Source organism: [Eubacterium] eligens ATCC 27750 (genome assembly GCF_000146185.1).
Classification (GTDB): domain Bacteria; phylum Bacillota; class Clostridia; order Lachnospirales; family Lachnospiraceae; genus Lachnospira; species Lachnospira eligens.
Map to the genome: position 1 here is coordinate 473385 of NC_012778.1, position 17317 is coordinate 490701.

Sequence of the window (17317 nt, forward strand, 5' to 3'; positions counted from 1 at the left end):
GCGGATACGAGATGAACGACAGATATCAGACACCACTTGCAGAAAGATACGCAAGCAAGGAAATGCAGTACATTTTCTCTCCTGACATGAAGTTTAAGACATGGAGAAGACTCTGGATTGCATTAGCAGAGACAGAGCATGAACTTGGACTTCCTATTACACAGGAGCAGATTGATGAGTTAAAGGCTCACAAGGATGATATTAACTATGAGGATGCCAAGAGACGAGAGAAGGAAGTAAGACATGATGTTATGTCTCATGTATATGCTTACGGACTTCAGTGCCCTAAGGCTAAAGGTATCATACATCTTGGAGCAACTTCATGCTATGTTGGTGATAATACTGATATCATCATCATGACAGAAGGCTTAAAGCTTGTTCGTAAGAAGCTTGTTAATGTTATTGATGAGCTTTCTAAGTTCGCAGATAAATATAAGGCACAGCCTACACTGGCTTTCACACATTTTCAGCCAGCACAGCCAACTACAGTTGGTAAGAGAGCTACATTATGGCTCAATGAATTAGTTATGGACCTTGAAGACCTTGATTATGTACTCTCTACAATGAAGCTTTTAGGCTGCAAGGGTACAACAGGTACACAGGCTTCTTTCCTTGAACTTTTCAATGGAGATCAGGATAAGATCCGCCAGATTGACGGAAAGATTGCAGAAAAGATGGGATTTGACGCATGTGTTCCAGTTTCAGGACAGACATATTCAAGAAAAGTTGATACAAGAGTGCTTAATGTACTTGCAGGAATTGCTGCGAGCGCACACAAGTTCTCTAATGATATCAGATTATTACAGCATCTCAAGGAAGTTGAAGAGCCATTTGAAAAGTCACAGATTGGTTCATCAGCTATGGCTTACAAGCGTAATCCTATGAGAAGTGAGCGTATGGCTTCACTTGCAGATTTCGTTATCAGTGATGCACTTAACCCTGCTATTGTTTCATCTACACAGTGGTTTGAGAGAACACTTGATGATTCAGCTAACAAGAGAATGTCAGTTCCAGAGGGATTTCTCGCTGTTGACGGAATCCTTGACCTCTACTTGAATGTTGTTGACGGACTTGTTGTATATGACAAGGTTATCATCAAACATATGATGGCAGAGCTTCCATTCATGGCAACTGAGAATATTATGATGGACGCTGTTAAGGCTGGTGGAGACAGACAGGAGCTTCATGAGAAGATCAGAGAGCTTTCTATGATAGCAGGAAAGAGAGTTAAGCAGGAAGGTCTTGATAATAACCTTCTTGAGCTTATTGCAGCAGAGCCAATGTTTGGTGTTACTCTTGAAGAGCTACAGTCAAAGCTTGACCCTATGAAGTATGTTGGCCGTTCTAAAGAACAGGTTGACGAATATCTTGCTGATGTTATCAAGCCTATCCTTGATGCTAACAAGGAAGAACTTGGTATGAAGGCAGAGATTAATGTTTAATTAATAATTTGGAGGTGTTATAACATGAAGGTTGTATTAGTTAATGGCAGCAGAAGAGATGCAGGCTGTACATATACAGCACTTTCTGTCGTTGCTAAGGAATTAGAGGCACAGGGAATTGATACTGAGATAGTTGCAGTTGGCAGCAGAGTTGTTAAGGGCGAGCTTGACGCAGTTGTCAAGGAAGTTGGCGCTAAGATAACTGATGCAGACGGACTTATTGTTGGTTCACCTGTTTATTATGCTTCTCCAACAGGAGAGATATTAATGTTTCTCGACAGATTATTTGGTGCATATGGTAACGAGCTTCGTTACAAATGTGGTTCTTCAATTGCATCTGCCCGCCGTGGCGGAACAACATCAACAGTTGACGTGTTGAATAAGTATTTCCAGATTAACCAGATGCCAGTTGTATCATCTAACTACTGGAATATTGTACATGGCAATACACCTGATGAGGTTGTTAAGGACGAAGAAGGCATGCAGACAATGAGACTTTTAGGTCAGAATTTTGCATGGCTTGTTAAGTCAATAGACGCAGCAAAGAAGGCTGGAATTGAGCTTCCACAAGGCGAGAATAAGATTAAGACCAACTATATCAGATAATTTATAATTCTTCATAAATATTTAATGTCATAAGAGGCGTGCTGTATATATAATTATGTATATACAGCACGCCTTTACTGCGCGGGCAGTGATGAGGATAGACAGATATTTAAGGAGTATTGTCGTGAAGTCTTACAAAAGGAGAAAACTTATGAAGAGAATAATTCTTGGGGCAGTGATACTGCTTGTGGTGCTTATTGCCGCAATCGTAGCCTGCGCCCTGATAAGTTACCACAAACAGCCAGAGCTTACTGCTGATGAGATTAATCAGCTTGATGAGCAGGGCATATGGAAAGAGAGAACAAGTGCCGAGCGGGCGCGCATTATTGAGGATAATGACGAGGCACTTAAAGAGCGTATAAGAATGATAAGCAATGCAAAGAGTGAGATTATACTCTCAACATTTGACTTCAGGTCAGATGACAGCGGAAAGCTGATGCTTGGAGCACTTATTGATGCTGCAGACAGAGGTGTATCGGTCAATGTTATAGTTGACGGGGTATCCGGTTTTACCAAGATGAAGGGCAATCCTGATTTTAAGGCACTTGCGTCATCAGACAATGTTAATGTCAAGATATACAACAAGGTCAATCCTTTTAAGCCGTGGCAGTCAATGGGAAGGCTTCATGACAAATATGTCATAGCCGACAGGACTAATTATATACTTGGTGGAAGAAATACATTTAACTATTTTCTGGGAGCATATCCGGGACATAAGAATTACGACAGAGATGTGCTTGTGTACTGCGAAAGTCCTGATGAAACCAGCTCTGTGAATGATGTTCTTGCTTATTATGAGAGTGTCTGGAACTATAAGGAGAGCAAGGCATTTTTAAAGAATAACAAATGTGCAGGCAATAAGAAGGTCAAGGCGGCAAGGAAAGAACTGCTTGATAATTACAACATTTATTATGCAGATAACAAAGATTACCTGACCGACACTGATTATACAGACGAAACAGTTGAAGTCAACAATATAGCGCTTCTCAGCAATCCGATAGAATGTGGCGCAAAAAAGCCGGTAGTGTGGTATCAGCTTACTAAGCTCATGGAGCAGGCGGATTCGCAGGTTAAGATACATACGCCTTATATTATCTGCAATGAGTATATGTATGACGGATTAAAGAAGGTATGCGATTCTGTTGAAAATGTGTCATTGATGACTAATTCAGTAGGCAATAATGGCAATCCATTTGGATCAGCAGATTATTATGCGCATAAGGATAAGGTGCTTGGCACAGGGCTTGAAGTGTGGGAATATGAAGGCGGATATTCATACCACGGAAAGTCGGTTCTTATAGATGATGATATATCGGTGGTTGGCTCATTTAATATTGATATGAGAAGCGTGTATCTTGATACAGAGCTTATGCTTGTTATTGACAGCAAGGAGATTAATGAACAGCTTGGCGGTGCCATGCAGACGTATGAGCATAGTGCAAGAAAGGCTAATGCTGATGGCACATACGATAATCCATATAATGTGCAGCCTGTAGCGCTTACGCCTAAGAGAGAACGCAGAATGAAGCTGATTAAGAATTTCCTGTTGTGGACGAGGTATTTGTTCTAATTAAAATTTTGTGAAAAAAGTTTTGAAAAAAGTCAAAAAAGTGCTTGACATATATCAAGTTTTAATATTATAATAGCAGAGCAGTTTGCGAGAGAAATCAAGCGAATTGTTCTGAATGTGGGGTCTTAGCTCAGCTGGGAGAGCATCTGCCTTACAAGCAGAGGGTCACAGGTTCGAGCCCTGTAGGCCCCATTTCTTTTTAAGACATTCAGCATATAATATGGCGAGATAGCTCAGTTGGCTAGAGCACACGGTTCATACCCGTGGTGTCGTGGGTTCAAATCCCTCTCTCGCTACTATCTAGGAAGTGGAAGCAGATTATGCTTCCATTTTTTTTGCGCGAGTAGCGATGAGAGAAGCCATGGAAAGTTTACAGCCGTGCTTGCACGGACTGGGAACTTTGTATGGCTTTACGAGGAGCACCGCGACAACGACAGAACGAAGTTCTGGAGTATGAGCTGCTCGCGCAACCCGCGGCGATGAGCTAGCTCACATAGGAGGGGAATAATGACACATTTGCAGGAAGAACTGTTTAAGTTACAGGATACGGCGTACAGGGATTTTCACAGCAGCCTTATGCCGGGGGTAGATAAAGAGGCTGTTATAGGAGTAAGAACCCCGGTTTTAAGAGCATTTGCAAAGAAATTCTCTAAGACAGAGGAGGCGGAACAGTTTATGACGGAGCTGCCACATAAGTATTATGAAGAAAATAATCTTCATATGATGCTGATTGCACAGATTAAGGATTATAATATGTGCGTTAGTGAAACAGAGAAGTTTCTGCCATATATTGATAACTGGGCAACCTGTGATTCACCGCTTCCAAAATGTTTTGATAAGAATAAAGAAGATATTATTGTGAGAGCTAAGAATTGGATTGCCACAGATGACACATATGTTAAAAGATACGGAATGGGTGTTATGATGCGTCTGTTTCTTGATGAGGATTTTAAGGAAGAATATATACAGCTTGTTGCAGGTGTTAAGTCAGAGGAGTACTATGTAAATATGATGATTGCATGGTATATGGCTACAGCACTTGCTAAACAGTGGGATGCGGCGATTCCTTATATACAGGAACACAGGCTTTCTGAATGGGTACACAGAAAGTCAATACAGAAGGCTGTAGAGAGTTACCGCATTACACCAGAGCAGAAGGATTATTTAAAGGGTTTAAGATAAGGTTATGAAATCAAATGAAATAGATATGACGACAGGTTCCCTGCCAAAGAAAATATTAATGTATTCAGTTCCGCTTATGTTGTCAAATGTACTGCAGGTTATGTTCAACCTGTGTGATGTGGCGGTAGTTGGTAAATTTGTAGGACCACTGGCACTTGGTGCGGTAGGTTCAACGAGTATAATTATTACATTGACAACCGGAATCCTGCTAGGACTAGCAGGTGGTGTCAATGCTGTAGTCGCGCTGTTTGTGGGGGCTAAGAATAGTGCAAATGTAAAGAAAGCAGTCCACACTTCAATTGTAATATGTATGATTGCGGGACTGCTGTTGCTTTTGTCTGGGCTGTTCCTTTCAAGACCGGTGCTGAATCTTATAGGAACTAAGAAAGAACTGATAGATGGTGCAGTTATATATCTTACAATATATCTTCTTGGTTCACCGGCACTTGCAATGTATAACTATGGTAACGCCGTGTTAAGTGCAGTTGGAGATACTAAAAGGCCACTTATGTATCTTATTACAGCAGGTATAATTAATGTGGTACTTAATCTGTTCTTTGTAATAGTATGCAGGCTTGGGGTTGTCGGTGTTGCACTGGCAAGTATAATATCACAGTATATATCAGCATTTCTGATACTTAAATTCCTGTTTGGCTGTGGCAAGGATTACGGACTTTATATAACAAATATAGGAATGGACTCGCATATAGCAGCGAGAGTTTTAAGGATTGGCCTGCCGGCAGCAGTACAGTATTCACTTTTTGCAGTTGCCAATCTGTACATACAGTCGGCAGTTAATTCATTTGACCATGTAGTTGTTGAGGGCAATTCGGCTGCGGCTAATGCTGATAACATTGTGTATGATATGATGGCGGCATTCTATACTGCATGTACAAGCTTTATAGCACAGAATCTTGGAGCAAGAAAGCGTGACAGAATTAAGAAAGCATATCTTGTTACACAGATGTATTCATTTATTATAGGAGCAGTGCTTGGTGCATTGCTTGTAGTTTTCAGGACACAGTTTCTTAGCATATTTACAAGTGATCCGGATGTGATGCATTACGGCTCAATAAGACTTGGAATAATGGGATGCTCTTATTTTATATCCGCATTTATGGATAATGCGGCAGCAGGAGCAAGAGGACTTGGCAGAAGCGTTATACCTACAATAATAGTAATAATGGGTTCTGTTGTGTTCAGAATCGTGTGGGTGTGTACAATATTTGCAAGTATACATACGCTGATGTCACTCTATCTTGTGTATGCGAGTGCGTGGGCATTTACATCTATTATAGGAACGGTGTATTTTATAATAATATTCAGAAAGACTTTGAGATAATCACATACATTTTACAAAAACTTTACGAACACGAGATTATGCATTTTACATAACATTGATAACATACCCTCTGCAAGCAGATGCAGAGGGTTTTCTTTTTTGAGACGACTCACATATCATTCGGTCAGGAAACTGATTCCAGCCCCTACGAAAATCTTCTGTTAATGCTTGCAAATAAAAAACGAGGAAGGTAACGAAAGTTATGAGAAAAGGAATTAAAAAGTTACTTACAGTTGCATTAACAGCAACATTAGGACTTGCAGCATTAGCAGGCTGTGGAACAGGTACATCATCAAATGGAGATGGCTCAGCAAACGGAGGTACAACTAAGGAGCTTTCAGGAAAGATTCAGTTAGCAGGAAGTACATCAATGGAAAAGATGTGTGGTGCTCTCATGGAAGCATTCATGGAAGAATATCCTAATGTAACAGTAACAACAGAATATACAGGTTCAGGCGCAGGTATTGAGTCAGTAACATCCGGAGCAGTTGATATTGGTAACGCTTCAAGAGCTTTATCTGATAAAGAAAAGTCAGCAGGTATTGAGGAGAACATCGTAGCAATTGATGGTATCGCAATGATTACTGATAAGAACAACAAAGTTACTAATGTAACAAAGCAGCAGCTCACAGATATCTACACAGGTAAGATTACTAACTGGAAGGATCTCGGCGGTTCAGACGAAGCTATCGTAGTAATCGGCAGAGAGGCAGCTTCTGGTACAAGAGGAGCATTTGAGGAACTTCTTGAAGTTAAGAATAAATGTGCTTATGCACAGGAACTTGACAGTACAGGTGCTGTACTTGCCAAGGTAGCAGCAACTCCAGGTGCAATCGGATATGTTTCATTAGATGTAGTTGATAAGACAGTTGCAGCTTTAAAGCTTGATGGTGTAGATGCAACAGAGGATAACATTAAGGCTGGTAAGTATACGCTTTCAAGACCATTTGTAATGGCTACTAAGGGTTCTGTTTCATCACAGAGTGAGCTTGTTCAGACTTGGTTTAACTTCGTAAAGTCTGAAGCTGGTAAGAAGGTTATCAAGGGAGTTGGCTTAATCCTCCCAGAGTAAGCCGGTAAATATAGATTCTGAATGGAGAGATTGACATGGAAGAGGTTATAAATGTTGGTATGAATAGAATAAATAAAACACCAGCAGCTGTTAAGGTAACAGCAAATGGTTCTTTAAAAGGTAATAAAAAGTCAAAGCATGCAAGTGAAAGCGTGGCACGGTTTATATTCCTTATATGTGCGGTAGTAGCTATCCTGGCAGTATGCTCCATTACTATCTATATGTTCATAAAAGGAACAGAGAGTCTTAAAAGTGTCGGAATAGCAGATTTGCTCTTTAAAACAGTATGGGCACCAACGGCTACACCACCTGCATATGGAATTGTATACATAATTCTTTCTTCAATTGCAGGAACAACACTTGCGATTCTTATCGGTGTTCCAATTGGATTATTAACAGCAGTTTTTTTGACAGAGATAGCAGGGAAAAAACTTGCAGCAGTAGTTCAGCCGGCGGTTGAATTACTTGCAGCAATTCCTTCTGTTATATACGGACTTCTCGGATTAATGTTATTAAACCCCCTCCTTTATAAATTAGAAAAGCATGTATTCGCGAATTCCACAACACATCAGTACACAGGAGGAGCTAACCTCCTGGCTGCAGTGCTGGTGCTTGCAATTATGATACTTCCAACAGTTATCAATATGAGCGCGTCAGCAATCAGGGCAGTACCAATGAATTTGAGAGCAACATCACTTGCTCTTGGAGCAACTAAGATACAGACAATTTTCAAGGTTGTAGTTCCGGCAGCCAAGTCAGGAATTATAACAGGAATCGTTTTAGGTATAGGAAGAGCCTTAGGTGAGGCAATGGCTATTAATCTGGTAGCCGGTGGTTCAGTAAATCTGCCGCTTCCATTCAACTCAGTCAGATTTCTTACAACACAGATTGTAAGTGAGATGAGTTACGCAGATGGAGTACACAGACAGGTTCTTTTCACAGTAGGACTTGTTCTTTACATTTTCATAATGATTATAAATCTGATAATTACATTTATGCAGAAGAAAGGGGAGAAAGCAAATGGATAATCTTAAAGCTAAGAAAAGGCATCCGGAAGAGATTGCAGTATACTCAGCGATATATGTGTGTGCAGCATTTTCAGTTCTCCTGCTTTTAGGAATTATTGTATATGTGTTTGCTAAGGGCGCAAGACGCGTAAACTGGGCATTTCTTACAGGTGTTACATCAATTCTTCATGGAACTGTGGGAATTGCCGGTAATATTTTGAACACATTGATAATAATATTACTTACTATGATAATTACAACGCCAATCGGTGTAGGTGCTGCGATTTATTTAAATGAGTACGCCAAGCCGGGAAAGCTTGTTACAGTTATAATATTTGCAACAGAGACACTTGCAGGAATTCCATCAATTATATTTGGTCTGTTTGGTATGCTTTTCTTCGGACAGTTATGTCACATGGGATATTCACTTCTGACAGGTTCTCTTACACTTACATTAATGGTGCTTCCGCTTGTTACAAGAAACACACAGGAAGCGTTAAAGACTGTACCTGACAGCTTCAGAACAGGAGCGGTAGGTTTAGGCGCAGGTAAATGGTACACAATCAGAACAATTCTTCTTCCGTCAGCAATGCCTGGAATTGTAACAGGAGTAATCCTTGCAATAGGAAGAATTATTGGTGAATCAGCAGCATTGCTTTTTACAGCAGGAAGTGCACATCTTCTTCCAAAGACTTTTGATGCATTTCTTGAGAAAATATTTCATTCGGGCGGAACACTTACAATCCAGCTTTATTTAAGCGCAAGCAAGGGTGAATTTGAGGTGGCATTCGGCATAGCGGTTGTACTTCTTGTAATTGTACTTCTTATTAATTTTGGTACAAAGAGGCTCGCTAAGAAGCTCGAAAAGCACTAATTGGGAGGAATATATGAGTAATAAGATTAAAGTTAAAGTTGAAAATCTGAACCTGTATTACGGTGAGAATCACGCCCTTAAGGATGTGAACATGGATATACAGGAAAATGCGGTGACAGCATTTATCGGACCATCTGGCTGTGGTAAATCAACATTTTTAAAGACATTAAACCGTATGAACGACTTGGTTGACGGTGTAAGAATAGATGGCAAGGTGCTTCTTGACGGAGAGGATATATATGAGCCGGGAGTTGATACAACTATTCTCCGTAAAAAGGTAGGCATGGTATTCCAGCAGCCTAATCCTTTCCCGATGAGCATATACGATAACATCGCTTATGGCCCAAGAGTTCATGGAATAAGAGATAAGAAAAGACTTGACCAGATAGTCGAGGAGAGTCTCCGTGGAGCAGCTATATTTGATGAGGTTAAGGACAGATTGAAAAAATCGGCCATGGGTCTTTCAGGTGGACAGCAGCAAAGAATCTGTATAGCAAGAGCTCTTGCAGTACAGCCTGAAGTTCTTCTTATGGATGAGCCGACATCAGCTCTTGACCCTATATCAACATCAAAGATAGAGGACCTTATGGAAGACTTAAAGAAGAAATATACAGTTATTGTGGTAACACATAACATGCAGCAGGCAACAAGAGTTTCGGATCAGACAGCATTTTTCCTTGTAGGAGAAATGGTTGAGTTTGGAGATACTAAGCAGATATTCTCTTACCCTCAGGATAAGAGGACAGAAGATTATATCACAGGAAGGTTTGGATGATGAGAAGTAAATTTGACGAACAGCTTGACAGACTTAATAAAGAAATGATGAAGATGGGCTCTGCAATTGAGGATTCTATACGAAAGGCAGTTGATGCACTTGTAAGACAGGACGCAGAGCTTGCTAAAAAAGTTATGCTTCAGGACGAGGAGATAGACAGGGAGCAGAAGACTATTGAGAGCATCTGCTTTAATCTTCTTATCCAGCAGCAGCCGGTTGCTAAGGATTTAAGAACAATTACAGCAGCTTTAAAGATGGTTACTGATATGGAAAGAATTGGTGACCAGGCAGCAGATATCGGCGAGATAACTATTAAACTTGCCAACCAGCCATACATAAAGAAGTTAGAGCATATCAACCAGATGGCTTCTGAGACAATGCTTATGTTAATCAGAAGTATTGAAGCTTATGTTGAAAAGGACATGGACAAGGCAAGAAAAGTTATAGCATATGATGATGTGGTAGATGACCTATTTGAAAAGGTAAGAGATGACCTTATTGCAATGATACAGGCAGATTCAGCCAATGGTGAGCAGGCTGCAGATCTTCTTATGGTTGCCAAGTATTTTGAGAGAATAGGAGACCATGCAACTAACATTGCAGAATGGGTAATATTTGCTCTTGATACGAAGGGAGGTTTCGATGAAAATGCTTCTGAACATTTGTAAAAATACTCATTTAACTGAAAAGAAATATGAATATCTGTTTCTTCTTCTTAACACACTTGCATGGTGTGTAATCGGCTTCGTAGTGTGGGCGATTGTAAGCATATTTGCATTCAGGGGAATGGAATGGATGTTTACATTCGTTGGATATTTCGGACTTATCCCCGGCTTTATCGGAGGGGTTGTTGAGGCCTGGAGGAATGAAAATTAATATTGATTTATTGTGAAATTGGCATAGAATATAAGCAGAGGTGATGTTATGAAGCGTGTATGCTTATATTCTATGCATTTAGTTTTATGTGTGTTATGTGTCTGCACGATGGCTTTGGTTCTTAGTGCATGTTATGTCAGGAACGATAAGCAGACAGGTGTGGATGATAGAATGTCAGATGAATCTGAACCTGTTACGGCTAAAGCTGTTCATATTGAAAGAGGTACATCGGGTTCTGAAAATGAAGTGACTGCTCCTTTAGAGAGCGAGAAAGCAACCAGAAAAGGCTATAATCCAGAGATGGCATTTAATTATGATGAACATGAAGATATAGAGGTTGATGATAATTATGTTGCTAGTCTGTGTACGGAGGCTGTAAGAGAACTTGAAGCCATGTTTGGTCCGGCAGAATTCTATATAAAGGCAGAAAATAGTGGGGAGGACAGCTACACACTTAATATCATGTATAATGGTAAGGCTGCAGAATTTGACGATGACGAGTTACAACAGATATATGCATACATAGGGCAGGAATATAAAGAAGTAAAACTCACAGACATCAATATGCAGAGCTGGTAGTTGAATAATTATCAGTGATATGTTATATTAATCAAGGCGTTGAATTGGGGACACCACTTTTCAAGACCAGCAGGTATGAAGCAAAGAGAATTGATTAGAATCAGTTTACAGAATTCATACAGGCGGACATACAACAGGCGTCGGTAATAATAGATTTCCGGCGTGTTCATATTGTGAATTTTAGAGGCAGAGCCAGCTGGAAAGCGGCTCTGTCTCTTTTTGCGCGAGTAACGAGGAGAGAAGACATGGAAATTTCACAGTCGTGCTTGCACGAACTGTGAAATTTATATGGGTTCTCGAGGAGCACCGCGACAACGACAGGACGAAGTCCTGGAGTGTGAGTTGCTCGCGCAAAAAGGCGAGGAGACGCCATGCAAGCTGAAGTGTGCTTGCACAGATTCAAACGCAAAGAATGGCGGAGAGAAGGAAAGGAGGCACAATGGTACAGATTAATGGAGAACAACAGGATGTTGCACTAGTTGCAGGAAAGACACTTCTTGCTTATGTAACAGAAGCTGGGTATGACCCGGTAGGTATTGTAATTGAGAAGAATATGGAAATAATTCATAGGGAAGATTTTGATAAAGTAAGTATTGAAGACGGAGACGTGATTGAAATATTGCACTTTGTCGGTGGCGGTCAGTTCTGACATAAAGGAACGAGTAAGAGAGTCAGATTGGACTTTAAAGCGGAGTGAGGCACGGATGAAGTCCAAAAAGGAAGCCAAAGTGCGGATAATTGGACTTTAAAGCAGTGGGAAAGCATGATGAAGTCCAAAAAGGAAGTCAAAGTGCGGAGGATTGGACTTTAAAGCGGTGGGAAGGCACGATGAAGTCCAAAAGGTATGACAAGTCACGCGAGATTGGACATTGAAGCGGTGAGAAGGCATGATGAAGTCCAAAAAGGAAGCCAAAGTGCGGAGGATTGGACTTTAAAGCGGTGGGAAAGCGTGAGGAAGTCCAAAATACGAAAGCCTAAACATAATCACAGATAACAGGAGGAAGCAAAGATGGAAAATAAGGCACAGGACAAGAAAGAAGATAAGTTAATATTAGGAGGACATGAGTTCAACAGCAGATTCATATTAGGTTCAGGAAAGTACAATGTGAATCTTATTAAGGCGGCAGTTGAGCAGGGCGGTGCTGAAATTATCACACTTGCTCTTAGACGTGCCAATACAGAGAATAAAGAGAATATTCTTGATTTCATACCGAAGGGAGTAACTCTTCTTCCTAATACTTCAGGAGCAAGAAATGCAGAGGAAGCGGTAAGAATTGCGAGACTCAGTCGTGAGATGGGATGTGGGGATTTTGTAAAGATTGAGATTATGCATGATGCTAAGTATCTTCTCCCAGATAACTATGAGACAGTGAAAGCAACAGAAATACTTGCTAAGGAAGGATTTGTTGTAATGCCATACATGTATCCTGATCTGAATGTGGCAAGAGATTTACAGAATGCCGGAGCTGCCTGCGTTATGCCGCTTGCCTCACCGATTGGAAGCAATAACGGACTTTCAACCAAAGCATTTATACAGATACTTATTGATGAAATTGATTTGCCAATTATCGTGGATGCAGGAATTGGAAAGCCTTCGCAGGCATGTGAGGCAATGGAGATGGGAGCAGCAGCGGTTATGGCTAATACGGCAATTGCGACAGCAGGAAATGTTCCAGCTATGGCAGAGGCGTTTAAGAAGGCTATAGAGGCAGGAAGAAGCGCATATCTTACAGGAATGGGAAGAGTTCTTGCAAGAGGTGGAAGTGCATCTGACCCATTGACAGGATTCTTACGTTAAATGTGGAGAGCAATCCCAAAGGTGCATTGCAAGAGATACTGGCGGGATAATTTCAGCGGAAGCATAACTTCGGGGAAGTATTGCTTGACGAAATATGAGAATATAATAGAAAAGAAGGCAGAATAATGAACGAAGAAAATCAGGTATATTTTATAGACAGTGACCAGCTTCCACCAGCCGCGTTAGAGAGAAAGCATAAGTTGGAGCAGGATCCGTCATTCAGAACAGATTACATGAAATATCTTGATGACATGGAAATAATTGATTCAGATATTAAGGACAAAGTATTAAAGGCAATGGATGAGTTTGATTATGATTCATACACAGCAGCAGATGTTGAGAGGGCTTTAAGCAAAGATACCTGCAATATTGAGGATTTTAAGGCATTGCTTTCGCCGGCTGCAGCACCTTACTTAGAGCAGATGGCAAGAAAGGCAGAGAATGAAACTAAGAAACATTTTGGCAATACAGTGTATATATTTACGCCAATATATATAGCCAATTATTGCCAGAATTACTGCATATACTGTGGATTCAACTGCTACAATAACATTCACAGAAAGAAACTTTCATTTGAGGAAATTGAGCATGAGATGAAAGTTATTGCTGATACAGGAATGGAAGAAATTCTGATACTGACAGGAGAGAGTAGAAAATATTCAGACGTTGAATACATTGGCGAATCAGTTAAGATAGCAAGAAAATATTTCAAGAATATCGGAATAGAGATATATCCTGTAAATGTGGATGAATACCGCTATCTTCATGAGTGCGGTGTTGATTATGTAACAGTATTCCAGGAGACATATAATCCTGTCAAATATGAGACATTACATTTATTAGGACATAAGAGAGTATGGCCATACAGATTCGATGCACAGGAAAGAGCACTTATTGCAGGTATGAGAGGTGCAGGATTTTCAGCATTGTTAGGGCTTGATGATTTCAGAAAAGATGCACTGGCAACGGCACTTCATGTATATTATCTTAACAGAAAATACCCTCATGCAGAGCTGAGTCTTAGCTGTCCGAGACTCCGTCCGATAATCAATAATGATAAGATTAATCCAAGAGATGTCGGTGAAAAGCAGTTGTGCCAGGTACTTTGTGCGTACAGATTATTCCTTCCATTTGTTGGAATAACAGTTTCAAGCCGTGAGAGTGCGCAGTTTAGAAATGGTATAACCAAGATATGTGCCACTAAAGTTTCAGCGGGTGTTTCAACAGGAATCGGTGACCATGAATCTAAATATACAGGAAAAAAAGATGGTGATGCCGGAGATGAACAGTTTGAAATCAATGATAACCGTTCATTTGACAGAATGTATAAGGATATGGAGGATGGCGGGCTTCAGCCAGTCGTGAATGAATACATTTATGTATAGAAAATATATATGTATAACGAACAAGCACCTTGTGAGTGGCAGCGGTGGTGCAGAGTGTACTATGAATGAGTACATTATGCAGCTTGAAAAATGTGTGGCACTGCACCCATATGCCATGATACTTCGGGAAAAGGATATGGACAGGCAGAACTACAGGAAACTTGCAAGACGCATACAGGTAATGTGCAAGAAAGCTTCTGTTAAAATGTTTGTTCACAGTGATATCAGTGCGGCAGAGTATGCAGGCTGTGGAAATGTACATTTTTCAATGGAACATTTTAAACAAATGTGTGATGAACAGGCTGATGTGATAAAGGGGCTTGATTGTATGAGTGTATCGTGTCACAGTATGGAAGAGGCAGTGATTGCTGTCCGTGCAGGAGCAGACCAGATTGTGCTTGGAACTATATTTGAGACGCAGTGTAAACCGGGGAAGATGGGCGCAGGGCTTAGTTTTCTTGAAGAAGTGTGTAGAGCAGTTCATACTGTTAATCCCACAGTGAAAGTGTTTGCCATTGGAGGAATTAAGCCTGATAATATCGAGGAAGTGCTTGAAGCCGGTGCAGATGGCGGATGTATGATGTCATGGTTTATGCAACAAGATTAATATAATAGACAAAGAAAAACTTCTGTGATATAATTTCGCGGAAGTTTTTCTTTTTTAAACTTATTTAAACTTCGTTTCGTATAATAATATATAAAACTAAAGAAAGGGCAGAAATTATATGAAAGACATGTTAAGAATAGGTACTAAAGATAGAAGAAAATATATAATTATATGCTTGGCTGCAGTCTTAGTTATAGCATTAATAACTGTTTCGGTAATTGCTGTGCAAGTAAAGCATAGTAAGAATAAAAAGAAAAATATTGTGGAGAATACAACTGCAGAGACGAAAACTATTCAGGAAACTACAGTGCAAGAGACTACAGAAGAGGAAACAACAGAAGAGGACACAACGCAGGAAGAGAGTGCTGAAGTGGTAGAGCAGGAAGTGGTTGAAGAATTTTTTGAAAATGAGATATCAACTGAAAATCAAAAAGCTTTTGAACTTCCGCCAAGGCAGCTTACAGATGAGTTTATTTCGTATGATGGACAAAAGAGAGAAATAACATGCTATGGGGATAGTATGATGGCTGGAGCAGGAAGTGCAACTGAAGGAAAAGTAAATGGCATTGATATATATGGGTGGACTACACCTGTTACAATAGAAAATCTGACTAAGATAACAACTCATAATCTTGGAGTATCAGGAGAAAATTCAAGTCAGATTACTTTTAGAGCTGGTGGAACAAAGGTTTATATAGATAGGGATATTACAATAAGTGAGACTGATTCGGCAATAGCTCAGATTATAGATGAAAATGGAAATGTATTTGAAACAGATAATTATAGTGGATATGGATTTGATTATGATCCTTATCCGGGTGATATGTATATAAATGGTTATTTGTGTGATGTTAAAAATACAGGTGATGGTCAGGTTGAGATTAAACTTACAAAGGGATATGCAGCATATGACAATTCTACTGATAATAGTGTTGTTATATATGAAAGTGAAACAGCTGAATATTCAAGACAGAGGGCAGATATAAAAGCAGAGAGTGAAAAAGGAACAGAGTCTTCCACAGTGATAAAAGAAACAGAGTCACAAACATCTGGTCAAAAGCCAATGGAGAAACCGACAGAAAATGTGACTGAAAAACCAACGGAGAAACCAACAGAAACTTCTGGTATGGAAAAAGTTACAATTTCTGCCAGAACACAGGCGATGACAAGGGCATCACAGGAAAGAAGTGCCAAAGATATATTGATACTTGAAATGGGAAGTAATGGCGGCTGGGAAAATGATTATCAGCAGCTAATTCTGCAGTATGATAATATTATCCTTAATTCAGGATGTAAATATTATATTATAGTGGGAGATACTGATGACCCTGCGGACTCAGCTGATGGCTATCAGGGAGCATATGACTCAGATGGCAATTATGTGGGAATCGGTGATACATCATGGGAAGCAGCGTTAAGACTTGCATATGGAGACCATTTTTTTAATACAAGAACATATATGATTCAGAATGGATTAAGTGACTGCGGACTCGATGTAACAACAGATGACCTTGAAAATTTCAAAATGGGTAATATATCAAAACAGCTTAGATATGACTGGACACATTTTAACTGTTACGGATATTATTCAAAGGGGATTGGCATATACAAGAAAGGCGTAGAATTAGGTTACTGGAGTTAGAATTTTACAAGAATTATACATGAATATGATTACACCTTTTACATGATATGGTTATTATAAGTATGCATTGAAGGGGTGGACAGCCAAAAGACGGGGATGGCTGTGATTCCCTGACATGTAAGCCTATTAACCATGAATGAAGAAAGGTGGTAATCATATGGAAGTAGCTATAAACAACATAGACAAGGTGAGAAAGTTTGTAGATATTGTATCAAGATTTGACTGCGACATTGATTTAGTAAGCGGACATACAATGGTAGATGCGAAGTCGATACTTGGAATATTTAGTCTTAACATTATGAAGCCAATGATGATGATTATTCATGATGATGAGGATAAGGCGCAGATAATAAGAAACAGCCTTAAAGCATTCGCAGCGTAAGCTGCTTTTTTTATGCCTTGAGGCTGTTTTTATTACAATTACTTTACATATGTTTTACATAACCCCGATAGTGGATTTTACATACCAGTGTGACAATAAAATTATTGCCAAAGAAAAGATGTGGTTAAAAGAAAAAATGAGGAATGATATGAAATTCACAGAAATTAAGAAAAAGTTT

At 39.9% G+C, this 17317-nt stretch carries 18 protein-coding genes and 2 tRNA genes; all 20 read left to right on the forward strand.

Annotated features, from left to right (window positions below; all coding sequences use genetic code 11):
- Window positions 1-11 precede the first annotated feature (11 nt).
- The 20 genes from purB to EUBELI_RS02320 all read left to right on the forward strand — a co-directional run bounded on the left by purB (window position 12) and on the right by EUBELI_RS02320 (window position 17139).
- Window positions 12-1442 carry an adenylosuccinate lyase gene (gene purB, locus EUBELI_RS02225; RefSeq protein WP_041687929.1) on the forward strand — a complete coding sequence of 477 codons (1431 nt, stop codon included), beginning with the start codon at window positions 12-14 and terminating at the stop codon, window positions 1440-1442.
- Between the two features lie 24 nt (window positions 1443-1466).
- Window positions 1467-2048, forward strand: coding sequence for a flavodoxin family protein (locus EUBELI_RS02230; RefSeq protein ID WP_012738714.1), 582 nt, complete (start codon window positions 1467-1469; stop codon window positions 2046-2048).
- Between the two features lie 151 nt (window positions 2049-2199).
- Window positions 2200-3618 (forward strand): phospholipase D-like domain-containing protein, encoded by a 1419-nt coding sequence (locus EUBELI_RS02235; RefSeq protein ID WP_041687931.1) that lies wholly within the window; start codon window positions 2200-2202, stop codon window positions 3616-3618.
- A gap of 119 nt (window positions 3619-3737) precedes the next feature.
- A tRNA-Val gene (locus tag EUBELI_RS02240) sits at window positions 3738-3810 on the forward strand.
- A gap of 30 nt (window positions 3811-3840) precedes the next feature.
- Window positions 3841-3914, forward strand: a tRNA-Met gene (locus tag EUBELI_RS02245).
- 211 nt (window positions 3915-4125) lie between these two features.
- On the forward strand, window positions 4126-4800 hold the full coding sequence (locus EUBELI_RS02250) for a DNA alkylation repair protein (RefSeq protein ID WP_012738716.1): 675 nt from the start codon (window positions 4126-4128) through the stop codon (window positions 4798-4800).
- 4 nt (window positions 4801-4804) lie between these two features.
- Window positions 4805-6142 (forward strand): MATE family efflux transporter, encoded by a 1338-nt coding sequence (locus EUBELI_RS02255; protein ID WP_012738717.1) that lies wholly within the window; start codon window positions 4805-4807, stop codon window positions 6140-6142.
- Window positions 6143-6344: 202 nt separating this feature from the next.
- Window positions 6345-7214, forward strand: coding sequence for a phosphate ABC transporter substrate-binding protein (locus tag EUBELI_RS02260; protein ID WP_012738718.1), 870 nt, complete (start codon window positions 6345-6347; stop codon window positions 7212-7214).
- A gap of 59 nt (window positions 7215-7273) precedes the next feature.
- On the forward strand, window positions 7274-8242 hold the full coding sequence (pstC, locus tag EUBELI_RS02265) for a phosphate ABC transporter permease subunit PstC (RefSeq protein ID WP_049777972.1): 969 nt from the start codon (window positions 7274-7276) through the stop codon (window positions 8240-8242).
- On the forward strand, window positions 8235-9095 hold the full coding sequence (gene pstA / locus EUBELI_RS02270; RefSeq protein ID WP_012738720.1) for a phosphate ABC transporter permease PstA: 861 nt from the start codon (window positions 8235-8237) through the stop codon (window positions 9093-9095). Before pstC ends, pstA begins: the two co-directional genes overlap by 8 nt.
- 13 nt (window positions 9096-9108) lie before the next feature.
- Window positions 9109-9870 carry a phosphate ABC transporter ATP-binding protein PstB gene (gene pstB, locus EUBELI_RS02275; RefSeq protein WP_012738721.1) on the forward strand — a complete coding sequence of 254 codons (762 nt, stop codon included), beginning with the start codon at window positions 9109-9111 and terminating at the stop codon, window positions 9868-9870.
- Complete coding sequence (gene phoU / locus EUBELI_RS02280; protein ID WP_041688448.1) at window positions 9870-10538, forward strand: phosphate signaling complex protein PhoU; 669 nt, start codon at window positions 9870-9872, stop codon at window positions 10536-10538. Before pstB ends, phoU begins: the two co-directional genes overlap by 1 nt.
- A complete protein-coding gene (locus EUBELI_RS02285) occupies window positions 10513-10746 on the forward strand; it encodes a hypothetical protein (RefSeq protein WP_012738723.1) in 234 nt (77 codons plus the stop codon). The genes phoU and EUBELI_RS02285 overlap by 26 nt, the downstream gene beginning before the upstream one ends.
- A gap of 48 nt (window positions 10747-10794) precedes the next feature.
- Window positions 10795-11325, forward strand: a complete 531-nt coding sequence (locus EUBELI_RS02290) for a hypothetical protein (protein WP_041687933.1) — start codon at window positions 10795-10797, stop codon at window positions 11323-11325.
- A gap of 439 nt (window positions 11326-11764) precedes the next feature.
- Entirely contained in the window at window positions 11765-11974 is a 210-nt protein-coding gene (thiS, locus tag EUBELI_RS02295) for a sulfur carrier protein ThiS (RefSeq protein ID WP_041687934.1), read from the forward strand.
- Between the two features lie 360 nt (window positions 11975-12334).
- Window positions 12335-13123 carry a thiazole synthase gene (locus EUBELI_RS02300; RefSeq protein WP_012738727.1) on the forward strand — a complete coding sequence of 263 codons (789 nt, stop codon included), beginning with the start codon at window positions 12335-12337 and terminating at the stop codon, window positions 13121-13123.
- 125 nt (window positions 13124-13248) lie between these two features.
- Entirely contained in the window at window positions 13249-14508 is a 1260-nt protein-coding gene (thiH, locus tag EUBELI_RS02305) for a 2-iminoacetate synthase ThiH (protein ID WP_012738728.1), read from the forward strand.
- Window positions 14501-15115, forward strand: a complete 615-nt coding sequence (locus EUBELI_RS02310) for a thiamine phosphate synthase (RefSeq protein WP_207643831.1) — start codon at window positions 14501-14503, stop codon at window positions 15113-15115. Before thiH ends, EUBELI_RS02310 begins: the two co-directional genes overlap by 8 nt.
- A 118-nt stretch (window positions 15116-15233) precedes the next feature.
- Window positions 15234-16757 carry a hypothetical protein gene (locus EUBELI_RS14595; RefSeq protein WP_012738730.1) on the forward strand — a complete coding sequence of 508 codons (1524 nt, stop codon included), beginning with the start codon at window positions 15234-15236 and terminating at the stop codon, window positions 16755-16757.
- Window positions 16758-16914: 157 nt separating this feature from the next.
- Entirely contained in the window at window positions 16915-17139 is a 225-nt protein-coding gene (locus EUBELI_RS02320; RefSeq protein ID WP_041687936.1) for an HPr family phosphocarrier protein, read from the forward strand.
- The last annotated feature ends 178 nt before the right edge of the window (window positions 17140-17317 follow it).

Bases quoted from the DNA above. Each gene is read 5' to 3' on its own strand.
- thiH (WP_012738728.1), top strand. From the start codon at position 13,249: ATGAACGAAGAAAATCAGGTATATTTTATAGACAGTGACCAGCTTCCA.
- EUBELI_RS02250 (WP_012738716.1), top strand. From the start codon at position 4,126: ATGACACATTTGCAGGAAGAACTGTTTAAGTTACAGGATACGGCGTAC.
- EUBELI_RS02260 (WP_012738718.1), top strand. From the start codon at position 6,345: ATGAGAAAAGGAATTAAAAAGTTACTTACAGTTGCATTAACAGCAACA.
- EUBELI_RS02255 (WP_012738717.1), top strand. From the start codon at position 4,805: ATGAAATCAAATGAAATAGATATGACGACAGGTTCCCTGCCAAAGAAA.
- purB (WP_041687929.1), top strand. From the start codon at position 12: ATGAACGACAGATATCAGACACCACTTGCAGAAAGATACGCAAGCAAG.
- pstC (WP_049777972.1), top strand. From the start codon at position 7,274: ATGAATAGAATAAATAAAACACCAGCAGCTGTTAAGGTAACAGCAAAT.
- EUBELI_RS02230 (WP_012738714.1), top strand. From the start codon at position 1,467: ATGAAGGTTGTATTAGTTAATGGCAGCAGAAGAGATGCAGGCTGTACA.
- thiS (WP_041687934.1), top strand. From the start codon at position 11,765: ATGGTACAGATTAATGGAGAACAACAGGATGTTGCACTAGTTGCAGGA.
- pstB (WP_012738721.1), top strand. From the start codon at position 9,109: ATGAGTAATAAGATTAAAGTTAAAGTTGAAAATCTGAACCTGTATTAC.
- EUBELI_RS02290 (WP_041687933.1), top strand. From the start codon at position 10,795: ATGAAGCGTGTATGCTTATATTCTATGCATTTAGTTTTATGTGTGTTA.
- EUBELI_RS02300 (WP_012738727.1), top strand. From the start codon at position 12,335: ATGGAAAATAAGGCACAGGACAAGAAAGAAGATAAGTTAATATTAGGA.
- EUBELI_RS02310 (WP_207643831.1), top strand. From the start codon at position 14,501: ATGTATAGAAAATATATATGTATAACGAACAAGCACCTTGTGAGTGGC.
- EUBELI_RS02320 (WP_041687936.1), top strand. From the start codon at position 16,915: ATGGAAGTAGCTATAAACAACATAGACAAGGTGAGAAAGTTTGTAGAT.
- pstA (WP_012738720.1), top strand. From the start codon at position 8,235: ATGGATAATCTTAAAGCTAAGAAAAGGCATCCGGAAGAGATTGCAGTA.
- EUBELI_RS02235 (WP_041687931.1), top strand. From the start codon at position 2,200: ATGAAGAGAATAATTCTTGGGGCAGTGATACTGCTTGTGGTGCTTATT.
- EUBELI_RS14595 (WP_012738730.1), top strand. From the start codon at position 15,234: ATGAAAGACATGTTAAGAATAGGTACTAAAGATAGAAGAAAATATATA.
- EUBELI_RS02285 (WP_012738723.1), top strand. From the start codon at position 10,513: ATGAAAATGCTTCTGAACATTTGTAAAAATACTCATTTAACTGAAAAG.
- phoU (WP_041688448.1), top strand. From the start codon at position 9,870: ATGAGAAGTAAATTTGACGAACAGCTTGACAGACTTAATAAAGAAATG.